A 20,965-nucleotide genomic window follows, 5' to 3' on the forward strand; every position below is an offset into this window, starting at 1 on the left:
CGCTATAGGCTACAGCCAACGTTTAGTATATGAAAAGTAGGTGCTTTCGAAGCATGGAACTTTCGGTTAAATACAAAGTTTGATACGAGCCCGAACGCTTGAGCATAGAACTGTTTCACCTATTTTTTATATACATTGTTGTGCGTTCGTTTTTTTAATTAAATGAGGCTCGAAATTCCAATGGTGTTTGATTAGTCTTCGATTTAAATAATTTGTTGAATGATTGTGAATGTTCAAACCCTAATTCATACGCAATTTCGCTTACCGATAAGTTTGTAGTAGATAACTTAATCTTAGCTTTTTCTATTACTTTATTATGGATAAGCTGTTGTGTTGTTTGTCCTGTTAAACTTTTAAGCATGCTACTTAAATAATCTGTCGTAAGATTTAAGTTTTGCGAAATATATTTAACCGTTGGCAAACCTTTATCAAAAGCACCATCCCTTTTAAAATAATCTTCCAATAGATTTTCAAATCTACCCAATATTTGGTGATTGGATTTTTTACGTGTCAAAAATTGACGCTGGTAAAATCTTTCGGCATAGTTAAGTAATAATTCTAGTTGACTTATGATAATGTGTTGACTGAACTGGTCAAGGTTTGCTTGATATTCGCCTTTTATATTTTGAAGAATTTCAAAGATTGTATTCTCTTCCTTTTCAGATAAAAAAAGTGCCTCACGAACGGAATATCTCAAGAATGAATACTTTTTTATAGTTGTTGCTAAAGAAGTCCCAAATAGAAAATCAGGATGGATTGCTAAAATCCATCCTGAAGGTTTACTATTCAAATCTTCTTCAATCAATTTGACTGAAATTACTTGCTCTGGCGAGAAAAAAGTCATTAACCCTTCATCAAAATCATACAATTCTTGACCATAACGATATTTACCAACAACATTTCGTTTTACTGAAATCGTATAAAATTCTTGCACCCATTTCAATTTATTATTTATAGGTGTTGGTTTTATTTCGCTATAATCTATCAGACTAATCAATGGATGTTTAGGTGAAGATATGTTGTTGAATCGATGAAGTTCGCTTATTGTTTTTAACCTTGTTGGAATAGACATTTATAATAGTATTAGGGTTATTAGCGCTTTTTTATCATACAATTTAGTTGCATAAACTATTTAAAAAGGAAAATCTGCTTTTGTTGTTTCTTTAGCCCAATCCCATAGCTTAGCATTAAAGGTTTCATCTAAAGCTACTGCATCAATTTTTGCTAAAGCTGGTTTCCCTTTTTGTTCATTATGACCATCTGGTCCCCAATATTGTCCTCCTTTTGCATCTTCACGTAAGCAAGCAGCTAATGTAGGTTGAGCGCCTTCTTTGGCAGTCATTAAATCAAGAGAGGCGAGCATTTCTTTATCCATGTGTACTTGCAAGTCTGTTTTACTAAACCCTGGGTGTGCAGCTAAAGATTTGATTTGACTACCATTCAGTTTCAGTCGTTTGTCAAATTCTAGCGCAAAAATAATATCTGCCAATTTGCTTTGTCCGTACTCTCTCCAATTATTATACTCTTTCTCTAATCGGAAATTATCAAAATCAATAACTGCACCTCTATGCGCAATACTACTTAATGTGACAACTCTCGAACCCTTTGTTGATTCTAATAATTTAAAAAGATGACCCGTAAGGGCAAAATGACCAACGAAGTTTACACCGAACTGAGTTTCAAAACCATCTTCAGTTTTTGATTGTGGCGGAATCATAATTCCTGCGTTGTTAATCAACAAATCAAGACTTGATTCAGCTTGTATCACATTCTCCGCAAAAGCTTTCACTGAACTCAAACTTGCCAAATCTAACTGCTGATAAACTAATTCACCTGTACCTCCGTCAGACTTCATTCTTTGGATGGCATTAAGTGCTTTTTCTTGATTACGACAAGCAACATATACTTTTGCTCCTTTTTTGTACAAGTCCAAGGCGGTTTCATATCCAATACCTGTGTTTGAACCTGTTACGATTGCTGTTTTACCTGATAAATTCATATTTTATTTTTTTAATTAAATAATGAGACAAATTTACCCGAGTAATTTGTGGTCGATGTATCCAAATCCTTTATTGTTGTAGCTGAAAATATTTCTTATTTCGTGAGTTCTTTTAAAATGAAGCACAACGTTAGCTATCGATCACAAACGTGGCGTATAGCGATATATAATTGTCACAAAGTGAGCGTTAGCACCCCAATATGGGGTGCTATACGCACCTTTTAACAAGCAATAAGTTTAGTGAAATTAACTGATAGAACAGCAATATTTATTGTCTCTTTAGCATTTAACATGCTGCGTAACTGAAGTTAGGCGGCTTTATAAAAGGCTAGATCCTTTGTGGTTATTCATACGCAAGATTGCTTCAGGTAGGCGGCTTTCGCTCCGATAATCGTGAGCAGGTTCGCAACGCTTGCACCGGAACTTTCACCGGTTGGAGGTACAGTTCGAGCAAAAAAGTAGTAGCTACTTAATCGCAAGTTCGTAAGTGATGTGTTTCTTTCCCGGTACCGCGCCCAAGGCCTTATGAATAGCAATCATTTTATCATTGAAGTCGCCTACCCAAGAGAGTTCGCCTTCTACATAATGACTTTTCATGGCACCTTCAAAGCATTTGTAAACCAAAACGGATTCTAATCCAGTATTCTGGAATTTTGGATGTGTACCCATCGCCCAAACCCGAAGTCTAGTGATGGTCTTTTTCCGCTTCAACATCACAAAACGCAGCTTGTTCCAAAGGTTGATTTTGCCGTTAAAGTGCTTAAGGATTTGATTTACATCGGGCAGCACCAAAACGAAACTGGCAGGTTGCCCATCAACATAAGCGAACCAGATGTAATTAGGGTCGTAAAATGGCTTTACTTTCTTGAAAGTATCTTTTACATACTCTTTTTTAATGGGCGTAAAGTTTTCGTGATGTGCCCAAGCCGCATTATAGATTTCCATGAAATCTTCGGCACATTCATCAAACCTATTGGCATCTAAAGGTTTTAAAGTGAGGTTGGTTTTTTTTGAAATGGCGTATTCCGCAATTTTCACAAAGCGTTCTGGCAAACCATCCGTTATGTTCAGGTGATTCGTCAGTTGTTCCATTTTCTTTTCGAAACCATAGGCTTCAAAAAAATCACGGTAATGAGGAGGGTTGTACACCATACCGTTCGATGGGTGCGTGAACCCTTCTACCAACAGTCCCCAGAAAGAATCGTTTTCGCCAAAATTAATCGGTCCTTGAATGGTATTTACTTTTCTTTCCACCAACCATTTTTTGGCCGTATCAAAAATTTTAAAGGCTACAGATTTATCATTGACGGACTCAAAAAAACCAATACCGCCAATACGTTGAGCACCAAAATTGGCTTTATTCTCATTGATAAAAGCGGCAATTCTACCAATCAGATTTCCTTGATCATCTTTGAAAACCCAACGGATAGCCTCCCCATTTTGAAAGAAGACATTTTCTTTCGGATCAAAAATATTGTTGATTTCTTGATCCAGCGGACATACCCATACAGGATCATTCTTATAAATGACTCTGGCGGTATCCAGAAAATCCTTACTATCCTTTTTGTTCTTAACCTCGATGATTTGCATTGACCTAAGCTTATCCCTGATTGTTACAAAGAAATCTGATATTTAGTTCTGGTTAAAATCTTTAATCCTTTTTTTTCCAACAGTTTATTCTTCCATCAACTTGAGGAGAATTTCCTGGGCGGCTTTGGCGATTACAGTACCCGGGCCAAAAATAGCCGCAGCTCCAGCCTCTCTAAGGAATTCATAATCGGCAGGCGGAATAACTCCGCCAGCAATTACCATAATGTCTTCACGCCCTAGACGCTTTAATTCAGCAATAAGTTGTGGAATTAAGGTTTTATGTCCCGCTGCCAAACTCGAAGCGCCAATCATATGGACATCGTTTTCGGCTGCTTGCAGTGCCGTTTCTTCTGGGGTTTGAAAAAGTGGTCCTATGTCCACATCAAAACCTAAATCGGCAAAACTGGTAGCAATTACTTTGGCACCACGGTCGTGGCCATCTTGTCCCATTTTAGCCACCATAATTCGTGGTCTTCGACCATCCATTTTGGCAAACTTATCCGCCAGCTCTCTGGCCTTTTTAAAGTCTTCGTTGTCTTTCACTTCGTTTGAATATACACCAGAAATAGATCTGATCACAGCTTTGTGTCTTCCAAAAACATTTTCCAATGCTGTAGAAATCTCCCCTAAAGAAGCCCTCAGCCTAGCGGCATCCACCGCCAGTTCGAGCAAATTGCCTTCGCCAGAGCGAGCGGCATCTTCTAATGCCTTTAAGCTTGCTTCCACTTTTTCCGTATCTCTGTTGTCTTTCAAAAAGGCCAATCTTTCTAATTGCGATTTCCTTACTGAAGCATTGTCTACTTCCAGCAAATCGAAATCCAAAGCCTCGTCCACTTTGTATTGGTTTACGCCTACAATAATGTCTTTCCCAGAATCAATTCGGGCTTGTTTACGGGCAGCGGCTTCTTCAATTTTCATTTTTGGAAGGCCTTGCTCAATGGCTTTGGCCATTCCGCCTAACTCCTCCACCTCTTCAATCAGTTCCCAAGCCTTTTTCACCAACTCTTCGGTAAGGTATTCCACATAATAAGACCCGCCCCATGGATCAACCACTTTGGTGATGTCAGTTTCTTGCTGAAGATAGATTTGTGTGTTTCTGGCAATCTTGGCCGAGAAGTCGGTAGGCAGGGCTATTGCCTCGTCTAAGGCGTTGGTGTGAAGCGATTGCGTATGACCAAGCACGGCAGCCATGGCTTCCACACAAGTTCTAGTAACGTTATTGAAAGGGTCTTGCTCTGTTAAACTCCAACCCGAAGTTTGGCTGTGTGTTCTTAACGCCATTGATTTCTCGTTCTTTGGATTGAACTGCTTCACGATTTTAGCCCAAAGCAAACGACCCGCACGCATTTTAGCAATCTCCATAAAGTGGTTCATCCCAATTCCCCAGAAAAAAGAAAGACGCGGGGCGAAGGTATCAATATCCATACCCGCGTTAATGCCTGTGCGAATGTACTCCAAACCATCTGCCAATGTATAGGCCAATTCGATATGAGCAGGCGCACCCGCCTCGTGCATGTGGTACCCAGAAATACTGATAGAGTTAAATCGGGGCATGTTTTTGGACGAATACTCGAAAATATCGCCAATGATTTTCATGGAAGGCAAGGGCGGATAGATATAGGTGTTCCGCACCATAAATTCCTTCAGAATATCATTCTGAATGGTTCCACTTAGTTCTTCTTTAGCCACACCTTGTTCTTCTGCAGCAGCAATGTAAAAAGCCATGATGGGCAATACCGCTCCATTCATGGTCATCGAAACCGACATTTTATCGAGCGGAATTTGATCGAAAAGCAGCTTCATGTCCAAAATAGAATCAATGGCCACGCCCGCTTTACCCACATCGCCCACCACACGTGGATGATCGGAATCATAACCTCTATGGGTCGCTAAATCAAAAGCCACAGACAATCCTTTTTGGCCTGCCGCTAAATTTCTTCTGTAAAAAGCATTTGATTCTTCAGCTGTAGAAAATCCAGCATATTGGCGGATGGTCCAAGGACGTTGGGTATACATTGAAGCATATGGGCCTCTCAAGTAAGGAGGAGTTCCTGCTTCAAATTTCAAATGCTCGGCATCTTTAATTTCGGAAAAGGAAATAGTTGAAGGCACTTCAATTCCTTCTGCAGTTTTCCAGTTTTCGATAGCCTTAGTTTGGGTACTTTCAGCCGAGATGTTGAGTGTTTTTAATATCGGTCTCATAATTTCGGATTAAAGGGCTAAAGCGTTAATGTCATTTTCAGAAAGGTTTTTCAACCCTCCTTTTTCTTCAATTTGTTGAAGAATGGCCCAAGTTTTTTCAACCAATTGGGCAGTCAGTGATTCTATATAATAGGAACCAGCAGAGGGGTCGAGGGTTTTGTCCAAATACGATTCGTCTTTAAGAATTGTAGAAATGTTTCTTGCTATGCGCTCGCCTTGGGCTGGGTTTTTCGGAAACAAATGATGGAAAGGTTGAACGATCACAGCGTCTGTCCCTCCGATAATGGCGGTCATGGCTTCCGTTGTTGCCCGGAGCAGGTAATTATATTCATCCTTCGTAGGCTCATTCCATTGGCCAGAGCTTGAAGAAATTTGAATGTCGTTCAGTGCCAAGTCAAAGCCATATGAATTTGCGAGCTGCGCAACCAGAATCCTTAAAGCACGGTGACGGGCAATTTCTAAAAAGTAAGATTCACCTACATTGAGGTTAAACTGTAATTGCTTAAACCAAGCTTGAACCTCTTCAGTCGTGTTAGTTTTGGCATCAACAATATCGATGGTTTTGGCAAGAAGAACAGCTAGGCCTAGATTGGCATTTTCGTTTTTCTCTTCTGAAAGGAAAAACCTGAAATTGGGCAGCTTACTTAAAAAAGGCGGCTCGTTGGAACGAATAAAGCCTCTCACTTCATTTTCATCAATTCCTTTTGAATGAATATAAGCTTCGAATGAACTCGTCAATGATTGAGCTCCATTTTCTATCTCCAATCCAATATGGCAGTAATTGAGCAGCAGGTCTTTGAGGAGCAGATCGAAGTTTGGAATTGCTTTTAAGTGAAAGAAGATTCCTGTCGCGCCACTATTCAGGGCCAAAAGCGCCATTTCGTTGGCCTCTTTTTCTGTCTCCACTGCAATCACTTGGTAGTTGACCCAGTTTCTGACTCCCAAAGCTTCCGCCTGATGATTTGGAATTTGTAATTGAGGCAAAGAGCTCGGTAAATCTTCTTCAGTGTAAAAAGGTTTCCCCTCCACACCAGCAATTTTCCAATTGAGTTCTTCAATGGGTTTGCCCTTTAGTTCTTTAATGATTTGGTTCTGCCAAGCCTTAGATTCTGGCTTTTTAAAGTCATCGAAAAGTCTTTGCTCCATACTCCTTCAGTTTATGACACGAAAATAAGGGATTTCAAATCGCCATGCTGATTTAAAGTGAAATTCGACTTTAATAAACTGGATTTTGATGCCGTGATGTGCCATTCAACAGGCACTGAGGCACATAGCTTACAGGGCAAGTTTTAACGGCCAAATTATTTTCACCTCTCTTATGAATTCGCCTTTCATGTTCGTCTTATTTTTATCATTTTTGTCGTCCCCCAAAAATCACTTGGGGATTTTTTATCCAGTTTGCTTAATCAATTGATGGTGAAAGATTGCGTATCGGTTTGGGAAGACTGTCTCCGATTTATTAGGAGCCAGGTAGGCGACCAGAGTTTCAAAACTTGGTTTGAACCTATTGTTCCGCTCAAACTGCACGAAGGTATTCTTACAATTCAGGTGCCTAGCCAGTTTTTTTACGAGTATTTAGAAGAGCATTATGTTCAACTACTTAGGCAAGTGATTCATACTGAACTTGGCCCACAAGGCCGACTTGAATATTCTGTCATTGTGGACAGTGGAAGTGCTCAGAATCAAGCTTACTCCGTTACGCTTCCAAACCAAACACCAAAAAATAAATGGGAGCAAGACAAGCCGGCAAAAATTCATAGCCCCTTTGACATGCCTTCTGTAGAGGAAGAGTTTAGGCACTCTAACCTCAACCCAAATTACGATTTCGAAAATTATATTGAGGGAGACTGTAACCGTTTGGCGAGATCTGCGGGTATTGCCGTAGCCGAAAAGCCGGGCGTTACTTCTTTTAATCCACTGATGGTTTATGGCGGTGTAGGTTTGGGGAAAACCCACTTGATTCAGTCCATTGGAAATAAAATTAGGAGAGATGATAAAAAGCATTTTGTGCTTTATGTGTCTTCTGAAAAATTTACGACCCAGTTTACGGATGCGATTAAGAACAATAGCATCCAGAGCTTTACCAACTTCTACCTACAAGTAGATACTTTGATTATAGATGATGTGCAGTTCTTCTCGGGCAAAGAGAAAACGCAGGAAATGTTCTTCCATATTTTCAATCATTTGCATCAAAGCGGAAAGCAAATCATTATGTCGAGCGACAGGCCGCCAAGAGATTTGAAAGGCTTGCAGGACCGATTGCTATCGAGGTTCAAATGGGGGCTTACGGCAGATTTGCAGATGCCTGATTTTGAAACCAGAATTGCCATTATCTCCAGAAAAATGGAATCGGATGGGATTTATATTCCTGATGATGTAGTAGAATATTTAGCCTACAGTGTTGATACCAACGTGCGTGAATTAGAGGGTGTTTTGATTTCTCTAATTGCCCATGCAACGCTAAACAAAGCTGAAATCAATTTAGAACTGGCCAAGCAAACACTGAAGAACATTGTTCACGACATTGAGTCGGAAGTGGGTGTTGATTACATCCAAAAATCCGTGGGTGAATACTTCCAGATTAGTGTGGAAGACTTGAAGGATAAAACGCGAAAAAAAGAGATTGTAATTGCTAGACAAGTAGCGATGTACTTGTGCAAAGAATATACAAACCACTCATTAAAATCTATTGGTTACCATTTTGGTGGTCGCGATCACTCTACCGTAATTCACGCAGTGCAATCTGTCAGTGATATGATTGAGATTGACACCAAGTTCTGCCATAGCATGGACGAACTCAAGAAGAAAATGAGAATGAAATCAGTATAAAAAAGGGGCTTAAAGCCCCTTTTTTATTACCCCTTCAATAAATGATTATTGGAACCTATACCTCAGTGTATTCTGCCTTCCTTTAGCATCGAGAATATCCAATTGAATTCTTCCTGAATAGCGCTCTAGATAATTGGCGACTGCTGTTGGATCACCTGCCCATTTTTGGTTAATGGCTACAATAATATCTCCTTCTTTAATATCACTGAGCTTTCTCATAAAACCTGTGTCCTTGTTAATTTTGGTCACCTTCACTCCATATTTTAAACCATTCTTTTCCAGTTCCAATTGGGTGAGTTTTCTCATTTCGGCACCCAGAAAATCAGAGAAATGAATGTCCTCTTCATTAAGCCCAGATTGGCTGTCCAGGATATCCGTATTCCCCAAAACGTTTTCCAAGGTTACGTAGGTTTCTGCTACTCGCTGATTTCTTCTGTACTCTACCAACACCTTATCCCCTGGTGACATATAAGTAAGTAATTCATCAAACGTAGATTTGCTATTGATATGTCTTCCATTCAAACTAAGGATTACATCTCCCGCCTCAAGTCCAGCCATATCTGCTGCACTTTCCCTTTTAATGGACTGAACAAATACTCCCTTTAAATCTTTTAGGTTCTCTCGTTTCGCTAGTTCTTCATTGATTTCAGCTACATCTGCACCCGTATAGGCTTTTTGCACATACTTGTACTTTTTCAAATCTTCCACCGCTTTCACCACAATATCGGAAGGCACTGCAAAACCATAGCCTGCATAAGAACCTGTTTTAGAAATAATAGAAGAGTTAATGCCTACCAATTCACCATCCGTATTGACCAAAGCGCCCCCGCTATTCCCTGGGTTAATGGCGGCATCGGTTTGGATATAAAGTTCTAGGGGAAAGTTTTCTCTTAAGGCTGCCGTTTCGCTACCAATCGCACTTACGATTCCGGCTGTTACAGTAGAAGTTAAATTAAAGGGATTGCCCACGGCCAATACCCAATCTCCTATTCTTACATCAGAACTCTTTCCAATTTCTACTGCTGGTAAGTCTTTTGCATCAATTTTCAGTACTGCTAGATCAAGGTTAGGGTCTGTACCTACAAGCGTAGCGCGGTAGGTTCTTTTTTCGTGCATTACCTCAATTTCATCGGCCCCTTTAATCACGTGATTGTTCGTAATGATGTAGCCATCCTTGGAATAAATCACGCCAGAACCAGAGCCAATGGCCACTTCGGAACCAGCCCCTTCACGCCCATAGATGTAATCATAGAAAGACATGCTTCTTCTGTTGCGCTGTAAGTTCTTAATGTAGACTACACTACGAATCGATTTATCGGCAGCCGTTCTAAAGTCTGCTGGGGCTTCAAATGGCCGATTCGTCATTTCATCATTCGATCGGTCATCGGTATAACTCGCCTGCCTGAAATTGGCGGGCACTTCTCTTATAATTTCATTTACTTGAGTTGGGCTCAAGTATTGTTGGAAAACAAAGGCTCCGGCCAGTCCGGCCACAAAAGCCAGAAGAATCATCTTTGCTGCGCTTTTCATATCTGTATCCTAAATATTTATTTTATCTAAATTCGAAAAATGTAAGAGAGCAGAATGTAATTCAGGCTGAATTCTCTTTACACTATTCAAACATACGTAACACAGATATTGTTGGTAATCTGTCCATTGTTAATTAAGGTTAAAAGCCAATACAGATTCTATCGAGATTATTAGATTTCGGTGTTTTCAGCATTTCAAAAAACATATCTTTGCCTCTTATGGGAATACGGTCGATACTTAGCAAACCTTTGGCAGCCTACATGGCAGCGCAACAGCGCAAGTGGTCTTTGAACCCTAGCGCTTCTCAGGCCAAAGTTTTTAAGCAAAACATCAAAGCTGCAAGCCAAACGGTTTTTGGCAAAGACCATAATTTTGATAGCATCAAAACCTATGATGATTTTAAGAAAAATGTACCCATTCGCGATTACGAAGAGCTCAAACCTTATGTAGAAAAGATCCTTCAGGGTGAGGCCGATGTCCTTTGGCCGGGCAAGCCCGCCTACTTTGCGAAAACCTCAGGCACCACCTCGGGTACCAAGTACATTCCTATTACAAAAGACTCCATTCCCAACCATATTGGCAGTGCACGAGATGCGATATTGAGCTATGTGGCCGAAACAGGTAAATCGAAGTTTCTAGACAACAAGCTAATCTTTTTATCGGGTAGTCCAGAAACCTATAAAACTGCGGGAATCAATACGGGGCGACTTTCAGGAATTGTGAATCATCACGTGCCAGGCTATTTGCGTAGTAACCAAATGCCGAGTTACGAAACCAATTGCATTGAAGATTGGGAACAGAAACTGGACGCTATTATTGACGAAACGCTCGATCAGCCCATGAGCTTGATCTCGGGCATTCCGCCCTGGGTACAAATGTATTTCGATCGTATTCAGGCCAGAACTGGAAAGAAGATAAAAGACATTTTCCCTGAATTCGAACTCTTTATTTATGGTGGAGTAAATTTTGAACCCTACCGCCAAAAGTTGTTCGAAACGATAGGGAAAGAAGTAGATAGCATTGAGTTATACCCTGCTTCCGAAGGCTTTATTGCCTATCAAGATTCTCAAAAAGAAAAGGGCTTATTGCTACTCTTAAATAGCGGCATCTTCTTCGAGTTTGTGCCAGCCGATGAATATTTTAACGAAAACCCAACCCGTCTTTCCATTGACGATGTAGAGCTGGACAAAAACTACGCGCTCATTATCAATAACAATGCGGGGCTTTGGGGCTATTCCATTGGTGATACCATAAAGTTTGTGTCGAAAGATCCGTATCGTATTGTGGTGTCGGGCCGAATCAAACATTTCATCTCTGCCTTTGGCGAACATGTGATTGGCGAAGAGGTAGAAAAAGCCATGCAATATGCGGTTGAACAACAGCCAGGAACTGAATTGGTGGAGTTTACAGTAGCACCTAACGTAGCACCCAAAAGCGGTTTGCCACTGCACGAATGGTACATAGAATTTGCCAATGAACCTTCTGATTTGGAGGCCTTTGAAAAAGACCTAAATTTGCAGCTTCGAAAACTGAATTCTTACTACGATGATTTAATTTCGGGGAGCATTCTAAAAAATCTGGAAGTAAAATCATTGTCGCGCGATGCTTTCAGAAATTACATGAAATCGCAGGGCAAGTTAGGTGGGCAAAATAAAGTACCTCGCCTTTCAAACGACCGTAAACTTGCGGATGCACTTTTACATTATCTGAAATAGTTAAGCAATACGTGGAAGAAATTAAGAAGAAGCACATTGCCATTTTGGGCTCAACTGGCTCTATCGGCACGCAAGCCTTAGAGGTGATTCAAGCCAATCCAGACCGTTTTCAGGTGGAAGTGCTTACCGCACAAAACAACTGCGATTTACTGATTGAACAGGCCATTGCCTTCAAACCGAATGCGGTGGTCATTGGCAATGAGAATCATTACGACAAAGTTTTTGACGCCTTAGATCGCCTTGACATAAAGGTTTACGCTGGCGAAAATGCACTGTCATCTGTCGTGCAAATGGACAGCATTGATTTGGTCCTTACCGCTTTGGTGGGTTATGCTGGGCTGAAACCTACCATAAAAGCCATTGAAAGCGGAAAGCCAATTGCCTTGGCCAATAAAGAAACCATGGTCGTAGCGGGTGAACTGGTGACCGCCTTGGCCGAACAACATGGGGTGAATATTTACCCAGTAGATTCTGAGCATTCAGCTATTTTTCAGTGCTTGGTGGGAGAATTTCATAACCCCATCGAAAAAATCATACTTACTGCCTCTGGTGGCCCTTTCCGAGGAAAAGATACCAACTTCCTGAAAACAGTAACGAAAGAACAAGCCTTGAAACACCCGAACTGGGACATGGGCGCCAAAATCACAATTGATTCTGCTTCCTTGATGAATAAAGGGCTTGAGGTAATTGAAGCCAAGTGGCTCTTCAACCTAAAGCAAGAGCAAATAGAAGTCATTGTGCATCCGCAATCTATTATTCATTCGATTGTGCAGTTTGAAGACGGTAGTATGAAGGCACAAATGGGTTTGCCAGACATGAAGTTGCCTATTCAGTTTGCCATGACCTATCCTGAAAGAATCAAAACCGACTTCCCAAGATTCGATTTTTTGAATTATCCTGCCCTTACTTTTGAGCAGGCCGATACAAAGACTTTCCGTAACTTGGCCCTGGCGTTTGAGGCCCTTAAACAAGGCGGAAACATGTCTTGTATACTAAATGCTGCCAATGAAGTGGCAGTAGAAAAATTCCTTAAAGATGAAATCAGCTTCCTAGGAATGTCCGATGTAGTTGAAGCTTGTATGCAAAAGGTATCTTTTGTTAAAAGGCCAACGTATGAGGACTATGTCTTTACCGATGAGGAGACGAGAAAAATAGCATTTGAACACATAATTTAATTAATGGAAACTATAGTACAGATTGCTCAGCTATTGCTGGCCCTATCAATTCTGGTAGGAATTCACGAAGCAGGCCACATGCTTGCCGCTCGTTTCTTTGGAATGAAAGTGGAGAAATTCTTCATTGGCTTTCCTCCAACCATATTCAGTTTCAAAAAAGGAGATACAGAATACGGTTTAGGTGCTATTCCTCTTGGAGGCTTTGTTAAAATATCTGGGATGATCGATGAATCCATGGATAAAGAGCAAATGAAACAAGAGCCTCAGCCATGGGAGTTCCGTTCTAAACCAGCTTGGCAGCGTTTAATCGTTATGTTGGGTGGAATTATCGTCAATGTAATTGCCGGTATCATTGCCTTCGTAATTCTTACCTACAACCAAGGTGAAGCTTATATTCCAGCCAAATTCACAAAAGAATACGGTGTAGTGGCTGGAGAAATTGCTCAGGAAGTTGGCTTCCAAACGGGTGATAAAGTAATCATGGTCAATGGTGCCGATTATGACCGTTTTGGTGACATCGCCAGCGGAACAACATTGCTCACTACGGATGGCTACTGGACTGTTGACCGTAACGGACAGCAACTGGACCTTCCAATTCCGAAAGGCTTTTTAAATAACCTGAGTGATGAAGACTTTCAGTTGAAGTTCTTAGAGCCAAGACAGCTTTCAATGGTAGGTGGCCTTCAAAAAGGCTTTGATATTCCATTACAGGAAGGCGACAAAATTTTGAAAGCCAATGGCGTTGAAGTTCAGTATTACGACCAATTGAGGTCGGAAATGGAAAACTATGCGGGTCAAAATGTTGCCTTTTTAATCGAGAGAAATGGGCAAGAAATGACTGTAAACCTTGATGTAAATGAGGAGACTCAAATCGGTATTGCATTGCCCTCTGCTTTCGAAATAGACGAATACACTTTGGCCGAAGCCATTCCAAGAGGTACTTCAAAAGCATTTGGCGCAGTAATTCTTAACGCCAAGGCCATGGGCAAAATGTTCAAATTCAATGGCGAAATGTCTGCCAGAAATATGAGTGGCCCAATCGGTATTGTCAACATGTTCCCTAAAACTTGGGACTGGAATGCATTCTGGGGGATCACAGGCTTTATTTCTATGGTATTGGCCTTTATGAACTTATTGCCAATTCCAGCATTGGATGGTGGACATGTAATGTTCCTACTTTTCGAAATGGTATCGGGCAAAGCGCCTTCAGACAGGTTCCTTGAAAATGCCCAAAAAGTGGGGATGATCATTCTTCTTTTACTGATGGTATTTGTATTCGGAAATGATATTCTGAAGCTTTTCGGAATTTAGACTGAACCAAAAATTTTAATGAATGAAGGCACCTCACAAGGGTGCCTTTTTTTACTTGGCAATAAAACCATCAATACTTGTATATATATTCCATAAAAGGAAAAAACAAGAGTCATTAAATTCAATATATTTATAGTCAACAGTCAAAAAAGTAACTGGTAAATAACGTTCTAGGTATTAGAATAACATTTCCTGAAAAAGTAAAAATGATTGAAAAAGATATAATTGAGAAAGCAAAAAGGAAAATACCTAAATGGTTTAATTCTCCCAATCAGATAGGTAGTCAAATTGTAATTAATTATATGGAACTTTTGAATGGAAAGAGTTCTATTAGTCTTTCTGACCTGGAGAATAAATGTAAAAACATTGAGACCTTCAATACTAATTTCACTCAACTGTCAGGTAAAGGACAAAAAAATCATGCTAAAATATTCGTCCGAAACGGCTCAATAGTAACACTTTGGGAACCAATTGCAAATTTCTTAAAAAGCGAATACGAAAAATATAAAAGTACGAATTTCAAACCGGTAATTATTGCAAATATTAGTTACAATCCCACAGGGTGGAGGAGTTTGTATTTGAATCCCAAAGCTAGCCATAGTTATGCAACTGAATTCCCAGGACATGAATCTCTCAATTTTAATTTTGATAAAAAGGGAGTTGATACTTCAAATGAAGTTTATGGCTTTGTTCAATGGACAGCCGACCCTAAATTCTTTAATAAAGGCGGAACTATAATATTTTATTCGCGGAATACAGATACCAGAAAAGGGCAAATTGTTGGAATTTATTGTAACACAGAGATTCTAAATCATCACAAGTATATAGACTGGAAAGGTTTTGAGAATAATGAAATTGGATTCAATTTGAAAGCACAAAAGGACCTTTCTATGTTGTTTCCAATCCCATTAGATGCTAATAATTATAAGGAGTCAAAGAAAAAAAGACTAGTTGGACAAATTGGATATTCATATTACAGAAATGAAATTGCTGAAGTAATTATTAAAGATCAATTATATGAATTAAGTAAAAGTGGTGTTCAAAAAAATGAATTCGATAAACTAAAAAATATTTTTTCTTTCATATCTGGAAAGTCATTAGACGAAAACATTTTCGACTATGACTTAAAGCAGCAAGATGAATTAGTTGAGCTTTTAAGTTCAGATAAAAGTCAAATTATTACAGACTTAAAAAATCTTGATAAAGACGAAACAGAAACCGTTACAATCAATCAGAAAGTTTATAAAAGAGACAACAAAACTCTTGCACAAATAAAAATTTTAAGAGATTTCGAATGTCAAATATGTAGCAAGAAGATAAAAAAAGAAAAGGGTGGTTTTTACATTGAAGCAGCTCATATAAAACCAAAGAACAAAAAGGGTAAGGAGACGCCAGACAATATTTTGATTTTGTGTCCAAACCACCATAAAGAGTTTGACTATGGTTCAAGAACAATAATTAATCACACCAAGGATTTTATTGAATTTATAATGAATGGAGTATTATATAAATTGAACTTAAGAATAGAATAATATCCTGCAGAAGAGTAGACGGCCTACAAACTCAGTTTCAAACCGATAACTTAACCAATACCCTTTGAAAGGCTAATCTCAAATAGTTTTGTAGTAAATTTGGTATACGGAATTACAAATTAGGACTAGCATGAGCGGTGAAATTCTGATATACAAAAACCAAGACGGCAATATCAAAATAGATGTCCGCTTAGAGAATGAAACTGTTTGGCTTACTCAGGCACAAATGGGGCTATTGTTCGGCAAAGACAAACGCACCATCAGCGAGCATATTGGTAATATTTTCAGTGAAGGTGAATTGATCGAAAATTCAGTTGTCCGGAATTTCTAAATAACTGCCGAAAATCGTAGAAAACTATGCCCCATCTTGCCCATCAGTATATAAGGTGTAATTAAAGCTGGTTTCAAACCGATCACTCACTGCGTGAATTCTTATGCTTTTAGTGGTTTCCCCCCTCTTCCTGCGCCTCTCTATAAATTTCAAACTCTACCCTGCGGTTCACTGCTCGGTCTTCATCCGTTTTCTCTTCTTTAACAATCGGCCTTTGGCTGCCGTAGCCAATGGCATTAATGCGTTCGGCACCTACTCCGCCATCCACAATCCAAGTCTTAATCGATCGGGCCCTTTGTTGAGATAAAGCCAAGTTCAGAATTGGTTCGCCACTGGAATCGGTATGGCCAGACACATTCAATTTAAACGAGGGGTGATCAATTAAGAAGTCGACCACTTTCTTCAGGTCACTTTCCATGTTGGGGAGAATATCTGATTTTCCATTTTCAAATTCCAGAGAGGCAAATTCAATTTTACTGGCCACGCGCTCCACAATGCCTTCATATTCGGTGTCGCCATCCAGGAAAAACATCTTTTCTAGTCGGAAGAAATCATCTCCTTGAATCACCACCAGGTAATTTCTTTGATTGATCAAATCGAACTCAAAAGTCCCGTCTTCTCTGGCGAATTTTGGGGCCACTTCCACACCATCGTCCAAATCAATAATCGACACCACCATGTTTTGGGGGATTTTCCCTGTCACGCTTTGTATTCGCCCCATAAAGCGGGTGGTGGCCAAAGGTTGCCCACCCATGGGTAAGGGAAAAGAAAAGAGGTCTAGGTTTTTCATGCTCTTTTCCTCTGAGCGCGAGTAAAAAATATCTTTCGAGGCCTTATCAATTGTAAAGTAAAACTCCGTTCCAGGGCCATTCACTAAAGGCCCAATATTGATCGGTTCCGAAAAGTTGACTCCCTCTTTATAGGTTTTGTAGATGTCGTAATCTCCAAAATTCAACAAATGACCGTTGCTACTAAAGTAAAGCACATTGTGTTCTGGATGATAAAAAGGACTTACTTCATTCTGACGCGTATTGACAACGGGTCCTAAGTTCTGAGGCTGCGTCCATTTGTTTTGCCGATCCTTATAGGTGTAATACAAATCGGCCAAGCCAAAACCTCCTTGTCGGTCAGATGAAAAATAAAGCGTGTCTTCCGTAGGCGAAAGTGTAGGGTGCGAATCCCAACCCTTTGAATTAATCAATTCCCCCATGTTTTTGGGTTCCGTCCAAAGGCTGTCGCCTTGAAAAACGGAAGTATACAAATCGCAATTGCCATAACTATCGGGCGCAGCGCAGCGCGAGAAGAAAATGGTTTTTCCATCTTTGGTCATTGCTGCAGAACCTTCGTTGTATTTGCTATTGATGGCTTCAAAAGGTTTGGCTTCTCCCCAGCCATTTCCAGTACTCTGGGCTATAAAAATGTCCTCGTTGCTAATTACTTTAATGCCCTCGTTGTGTGCATTCCTTTTGGAGGTGAACAATAAAATCTCATCGCCTTTGGCTACGCTTGGCGCGTAGTCCTCAAATAAAGAATTGATTTGATTGCCCATGGTGGTAAGCACCCCGCGCGGAGGAATGAGCGTGTCCACTTGTCTTCGGTATTCCACCAGCTCGTAATAGTATTCCAATGGAACATAACGCTCCCTTTTATTGGGGTTGAGGGAATCGTAACGCGCGAGCACTTCTTCAATCGGAAGCCCCCTTCTGTGGTGTTTCAGCACAAGACTATAAAGCGGCCTGGCCTGATCTATGGTTCCGAAAACCTCGGTAAGTTTCGCCAACATCCAGAGGTAATAAGTTTGATAAGCGAAGTTCTGAATACCGAAATTGGACACATACTCCCTCAGTTCAGGGTACAGTTCCTTCCAGTTCTCCTCCCTATCCAGTTTATCAATTCTTTTAAGCTGCTTATCGTTGGTGTAAAGCCCAACCTTGTTTATATTTCTGAAAATGATGTCTGTAACTTCAACCGATACCGAATCAGAATTCAATTCTAAAAGCTCAGTTTTCTTGTTGTCTTTCTTCTTTTTGAAAAACTGCCCATGTACTGTAGAACTACAGCACAACAGTACGACCGCAATGAGGAATATCGGTCTCATCTTTTTCAAGTGTTTTTTTGTCTTTTTTGGCAAAAGATGTACCAAAGAACGTGTATTTCGCCACAATTAAAAAACCGTTCATGACACTTTGCTGTTTGGCACACGGCTTGCAATTTAGGACGTCCAAATTTATTTAAGCACAAACGTGTCATTCTGGCACTTTATATATGAAAATTAATAACCAAATGTTCGGATCCATGATGGCTAGCGATATCGATGACGATGAAGCTGGAGATCTTATTCAGGTAATTGGCGGTGAGGATGACGAGGAGTTAAACGAAGCCAACCAACCAGATGAATTACCGATTTTGGCAGTACGTAATACAGTATTATTTCCGGGGGTGCTTATCCCCATCACTGTAGGTCGCCAAAAATCCATCAAAGTGGTGAAGAATGCATATAAGGGAAACCGTCTTGTTGGGGTACTTGCCCAAGAAAACCCAAAGGTAGACGACCCTACACAAAAGGATCTTTTCAGGGTAGGAACAGTCGCCAAGATTGTGAAAATGTTGGTGTTGCCTGACGGAAATACCACCATTATCATTCAAGGGAAAAGCAGGTTCGAAGTAGAGGAATATACTTCCGATGCGCCTTATATGAAAGCCAAGGTCAAGTACCTAGCTGAGAACTTCCCAAAAAGACTGAGCAAAGAGGTCAAAGCGCTTCTTCAGTCTGTAAGAGATGCGGCCAATAAGATTATGTCGCTCAACCCTGAGATTCCGAAGGAGGCGCAAGTGGCCTTGGACAACATAGACAAAACCAGTTTCTTGATTCATTTCCTTTGCAGCAACATTAACACCGAGGCCAAGGAAAAACAGAAACTTTTAGAAATCAACGATGGTGTTGAAAGGGCTACGGCATTGCTTCAATACATGTTGAAAGAAGTGCAGTTGCTTGAACTGAAGCATGAAATACATAGCCGTGTGCATTCTGATATCGATCAGCAGCAACGCGATTATTTCTTGCGTCAGCAAATGAAAGTCTTGCAAGACGAACTGGGAGAAGATGGCCCAGAGCGTGAAGTGGAAGCCCTTAGAAAAAAAGGAGAAAGCAAAAACTGGCCAGAAAAGGTCGGTACTCACTTCAATAAAGAGCTGGATAAAATCCTTCGGATGAACCCAATGGCAGCGGAATATCCGATTACCATGAACTATGCCGAATTGATGATCGACTTGCCTTGGGGGGAATATTCTAAGGATAACTTAGACCTCAAGCGCGCAAAGAAAATTCTCGACAAAGATCATTTTGGTTTAGAAAAAGTAAAGGATAGGATTCTTGAATACTTAGCTGTTCTTAAGCTTAAAAATGACTTAAAAGGCCCAATTCTTTGCCTTTATGGCCCTCCGGGCGTGGGTAAAACCTCTTTAGGAAAAAGTATAGCCAAGGCTTTGAACCGCCAGTATGTCAGAATGTCTTTGGGTGGCATTCATGATGAAGCCGAAATTCGCGGACACCGTAAAACCTATGTCGGTGCCATGCCTGGCAAAGTGATCCAAAACATTAAAAAATCGAAAACTTCGAACCCAGTATTTGTACTGGACGAAATAGATAAGGTAAACTCTAACTTCCGTGGTGATCCATCTTCAGCTTTGCTGGAAGTGCTTGACCCTGAGCAAAACGCAGAATTCACCGACAACTACTTAGAGGTGGAATACGACCTTTCTAAGGTGTTATTTGTGGCGACAGCCAATTCATTGGATACCATTCAGCCTGCATTGCGCGACAGAATGGAGATCATTGAGGTGTCGGGTTATACGGTAGAAGAGAAAATGGAGATTGCCAAAAGGCACCTTGTTCCAAAGCAAAAAGAGGAACATGGCTTGAAGTCTACTGACTTGGTTTTCGATAAAAAGACGATTCAGAAAATAGTAGATGAATATACCCGTGAATCTGGAGTTCGGAACTTGGAAAGGAAAATTGGTTCAGTTGTACGAAGTGCCGCTAAATCAATTGCTTTGGAAGAAGAATATCCTAAAAAGGTGACGGCTGAATTCATTGAAAAAGTACTTGGCGGCCCTGTTTTCGATAAGGAAACTTATGATAACAACGATTTGGCTGGCGTGGTCACTGGCTTGGCATGGACCTCTGTGGGCGGTGAAATTCTTTTCATCGAAACCAATTTAAGCCGAGGTAAAGGCAAGTTGACGCTTTCAGGTCAGTTGGGTGATGTAATGAAAGAATCGGCTGTGGCTGCGCTTTCTTACCTGAAATCAGAAGCACATAAGTACGATATTGACTATCGTGTTTTCGATAAATACGATTTGCATATTCACGTGCCTGCGGGTGCGGTGCCAAAAGATGGCCCTTCTGCGGGTATCACCATGCTTACTGCCATTACCTCGGTATTTACGCAGCGCAAGGTGAAGAACAAATTGGCGATGACAGGCGAAATCACATTGCGTGGTAGAGTCTTGCCGGTAGGAGGTATCAAGGAAAAAATCTTGGCAGCAAGAAGAGCCGGAATCAAAGAATTGATTTTGAGCAAGAAGAATGAGAAAGACATTCTTGATATTGACGAACGTTACACCAAAGGCCTCAACATTCATTATGTTGAAACAGCCGAGGAGGTATTAGAATTGGCATTAATGAAGCAAAAAGTAGCCAATGCTATTGATCTAGTAGTAGAAGACTAAAATTCAAACTATTTTAAGGG

At 40.5% G+C, this 20,965-nt stretch carries 14 protein-coding genes; 7 read left to right on the plus strand and 7 right to left on the minus strand.

All coding sequences use genetic code 11. The features are described from left to right. Positions 1-154: 154 nt before the first annotated feature. The 5 genes from AWN68_RS00805 to AWN68_RS00825 form a co-directional block, all read right to left on the minus strand. Entirely contained in the window at positions 155-1,072 is a 918-nt protein-coding gene (locus tag AWN68_RS00805; protein WP_068410113.1) for a helix-turn-helix domain-containing protein, read from the minus strand. Positions 1,073-1,132: 60 nt separating this feature from the next. Continuing rightward, positions 1,133-1,999, minus strand: a complete 867-nt coding sequence (locus AWN68_RS00810) for an oxidoreductase (protein WP_068410114.1) — start codon at positions 1,997-1,999, stop codon at positions 1,133-1,135. A gap of 465 nt (positions 2,000-2,464) precedes the next feature. Beyond that, complete coding sequence (locus AWN68_RS00815; RefSeq protein WP_068410116.1) at positions 2,465-3,589, minus strand: hypothetical protein; 1,125 nt, start codon at positions 3,587-3,589, stop codon at positions 2,465-2,467. An 84-nt stretch (positions 3,590-3,673) separates the two neighbouring features. Continuing rightward, entirely contained in the window at positions 3,674-5,791 is a 2,118-nt protein-coding gene (gene scpA, locus AWN68_RS00820; protein WP_068410117.1) for a methylmalonyl-CoA mutase, read from the minus strand. A gap of 9 nt (positions 5,792-5,800) precedes the next feature. Beyond that, complete coding sequence (locus tag AWN68_RS00825) at positions 5,801-6,937, minus strand: methylmalonyl-CoA mutase family protein (RefSeq protein ID WP_068410118.1); 1,137 nt, start codon at positions 6,935-6,937, stop codon at positions 5,801-5,803. 267 nt (positions 6,938-7,204) lie between these two features. On the opposite strand from AWN68_RS00825, the gene dnaA reads away from it, so the two are divergent. Beyond that, a complete protein-coding gene (dnaA, locus tag AWN68_RS00830) occupies positions 7,205-8,620 on the plus strand; it encodes a chromosomal replication initiator protein DnaA (RefSeq protein WP_068410119.1) in 1,416 nt (471 codons plus the stop codon). A 45-nt stretch (positions 8,621-8,665) separates the two neighbouring features. Here dnaA and AWN68_RS00835 read toward each other — a convergent pair whose 3' ends face one another. After that, positions 8,666-10,150 carry a trypsin-like peptidase domain-containing protein gene (locus tag AWN68_RS00835; protein ID WP_068410120.1) on the minus strand — a complete coding sequence of 495 codons (1,485 nt, stop codon included), beginning with the start codon at positions 10,148-10,150 and terminating at the stop codon, positions 8,666-8,668. Between the two features lie 218 nt (positions 10,151-10,368). On the opposite strand from AWN68_RS00835, the gene AWN68_RS00840 reads away from it, so the two are divergent. The 5 genes from AWN68_RS00840 to AWN68_RS00860 all read left to right on the plus strand — a co-directional run bounded on the left by AWN68_RS00840 (position 10,369) and on the right by AWN68_RS00860 (position 16,214). After that, entirely contained in the window at positions 10,369-11,865 is a 1,497-nt protein-coding gene (locus tag AWN68_RS00840; protein WP_068410121.1) for a GH3 auxin-responsive promoter family protein, read from the plus strand. Between the two features lie 11 nt (positions 11,866-11,876). Continuing rightward, positions 11,877-13,040, plus strand: a complete 1,164-nt coding sequence (locus AWN68_RS00845; RefSeq protein ID WP_068410123.1) for a 1-deoxy-D-xylulose-5-phosphate reductoisomerase — start codon at positions 11,877-11,879, stop codon at positions 13,038-13,040. A 3-nt stretch (positions 13,041-13,043) separates the two neighbouring features. Next, on the plus strand, positions 13,044-14,351 hold the full coding sequence (gene rseP / locus AWN68_RS00850; protein WP_068410125.1) for an RIP metalloprotease RseP: 1,308 nt from the start codon (positions 13,044-13,046) through the stop codon (positions 14,349-14,351). A 206-nt stretch (positions 14,352-14,557) separates the two neighbouring features. Then, positions 14,558-15,883 (plus strand): HNH endonuclease, encoded by a 1,326-nt coding sequence (locus AWN68_RS00855; protein ID WP_245657911.1) that lies wholly within the window; start codon positions 14,558-14,560, stop codon positions 15,881-15,883. 130 nt (positions 15,884-16,013) lie between these two features. After that, on the plus strand, positions 16,014-16,214 hold the full coding sequence (locus AWN68_RS00860) for a hypothetical protein (RefSeq protein WP_068410127.1): 201 nt from the start codon (positions 16,014-16,016) through the stop codon (positions 16,212-16,214). A 109-nt stretch (positions 16,215-16,323) separates the two neighbouring features. Here AWN68_RS00860 and AWN68_RS00865 read toward each other — a convergent pair whose 3' ends face one another. Beyond that, positions 16,324-18,312 carry an OmpA family protein gene (locus AWN68_RS00865; protein ID WP_068410129.1) on the minus strand — a complete coding sequence of 663 codons (1,989 nt, stop codon included), beginning with the start codon at positions 18,310-18,312 and terminating at the stop codon, positions 16,324-16,326. 167 nt (positions 18,313-18,479) lie between these two features. On the opposite strand from AWN68_RS00865, the gene lon reads away from it, so the two are divergent. Then, positions 18,480-20,945 carry an endopeptidase La gene (lon, locus tag AWN68_RS00870; protein WP_068410131.1) on the plus strand — a complete coding sequence of 822 codons (2,466 nt, stop codon included), beginning with the start codon at positions 18,480-18,482 and terminating at the stop codon, positions 20,943-20,945. Positions 20,946-20,965 lie beyond the last annotated feature (20 nt).

It is taken from the genome of Roseivirga echinicomitans (genome assembly GCF_001592935.1).
In the GTDB taxonomy this organism is placed as follows: domain Bacteria; phylum Bacteroidota; class Bacteroidia; order Cytophagales; family Cyclobacteriaceae; genus Roseivirga; species Roseivirga echinicomitans.

What these genes read in the sequence shown, in the direction of transcription:
- AWN68_RS00860 (WP_068410127.1), top strand. Translation starts at nt 16,014, where the DNA reads ATGAGCGGTGAAATTCTGATATACAAAAACCAAGACGGCAATATCAAA.
- AWN68_RS00810 (WP_068410114.1), bottom strand. Translation starts at nt 1,999, where the DNA reads ATGAATTTATCAGGTAAAACAGCAATCGTAACAGGTTCAAACACAGGT.
- AWN68_RS00855 (WP_245657911.1), top strand. Translation starts at nt 14,558, where the DNA reads ATGATTGAAAAAGATATAATTGAGAAAGCAAAAAGGAAAATACCTAAA.
- dnaA (WP_068410119.1), top strand. Translation starts at nt 7,205, where the DNA reads ATGGTGAAAGATTGCGTATCGGTTTGGGAAGACTGTCTCCGATTTATT.
- AWN68_RS00825 (WP_068410118.1), bottom strand. Translation starts at nt 6,937, where the DNA reads ATGGAGCAAAGACTTTTCGATGACTTTAAAAAGCCAGAATCTAAGGCT.
- AWN68_RS00840 (WP_068410121.1), top strand. Translation starts at nt 10,369, where the DNA reads ATGGGAATACGGTCGATACTTAGCAAACCTTTGGCAGCCTACATGGCA.
- AWN68_RS00865 (WP_068410129.1), bottom strand. Translation starts at nt 18,312, where the DNA reads ATGAGACCGATATTCCTCATTGCGGTCGTACTGTTGTGCTGTAGTTCT.
- lon (WP_068410131.1), top strand. Translation starts at nt 18,480, where the DNA reads ATGAAAATTAATAACCAAATGTTCGGATCCATGATGGCTAGCGATATC.
- AWN68_RS00815 (WP_068410116.1), bottom strand. Translation starts at nt 3,589, where the DNA reads ATGCAAATCATCGAGGTTAAGAACAAAAAGGATAGTAAGGATTTTCTG.
- AWN68_RS00805 (WP_068410113.1), bottom strand. Translation starts at nt 1,072, where the DNA reads ATGTCTATTCCAACAAGGTTAAAAACAATAAGCGAACTTCATCGATTC.
- AWN68_RS00835 (WP_068410120.1), bottom strand. Translation starts at nt 10,150, where the DNA reads ATGAAAAGCGCAGCAAAGATGATTCTTCTGGCTTTTGTGGCCGGACTG.
- rseP (WP_068410125.1), top strand. Translation starts at nt 13,044, where the DNA reads ATGGAAACTATAGTACAGATTGCTCAGCTATTGCTGGCCCTATCAATT.
- scpA (WP_068410117.1), bottom strand. Translation starts at nt 5,791, where the DNA reads ATGAGACCGATATTAAAAACACTCAACATCTCGGCTGAAAGTACCCAA.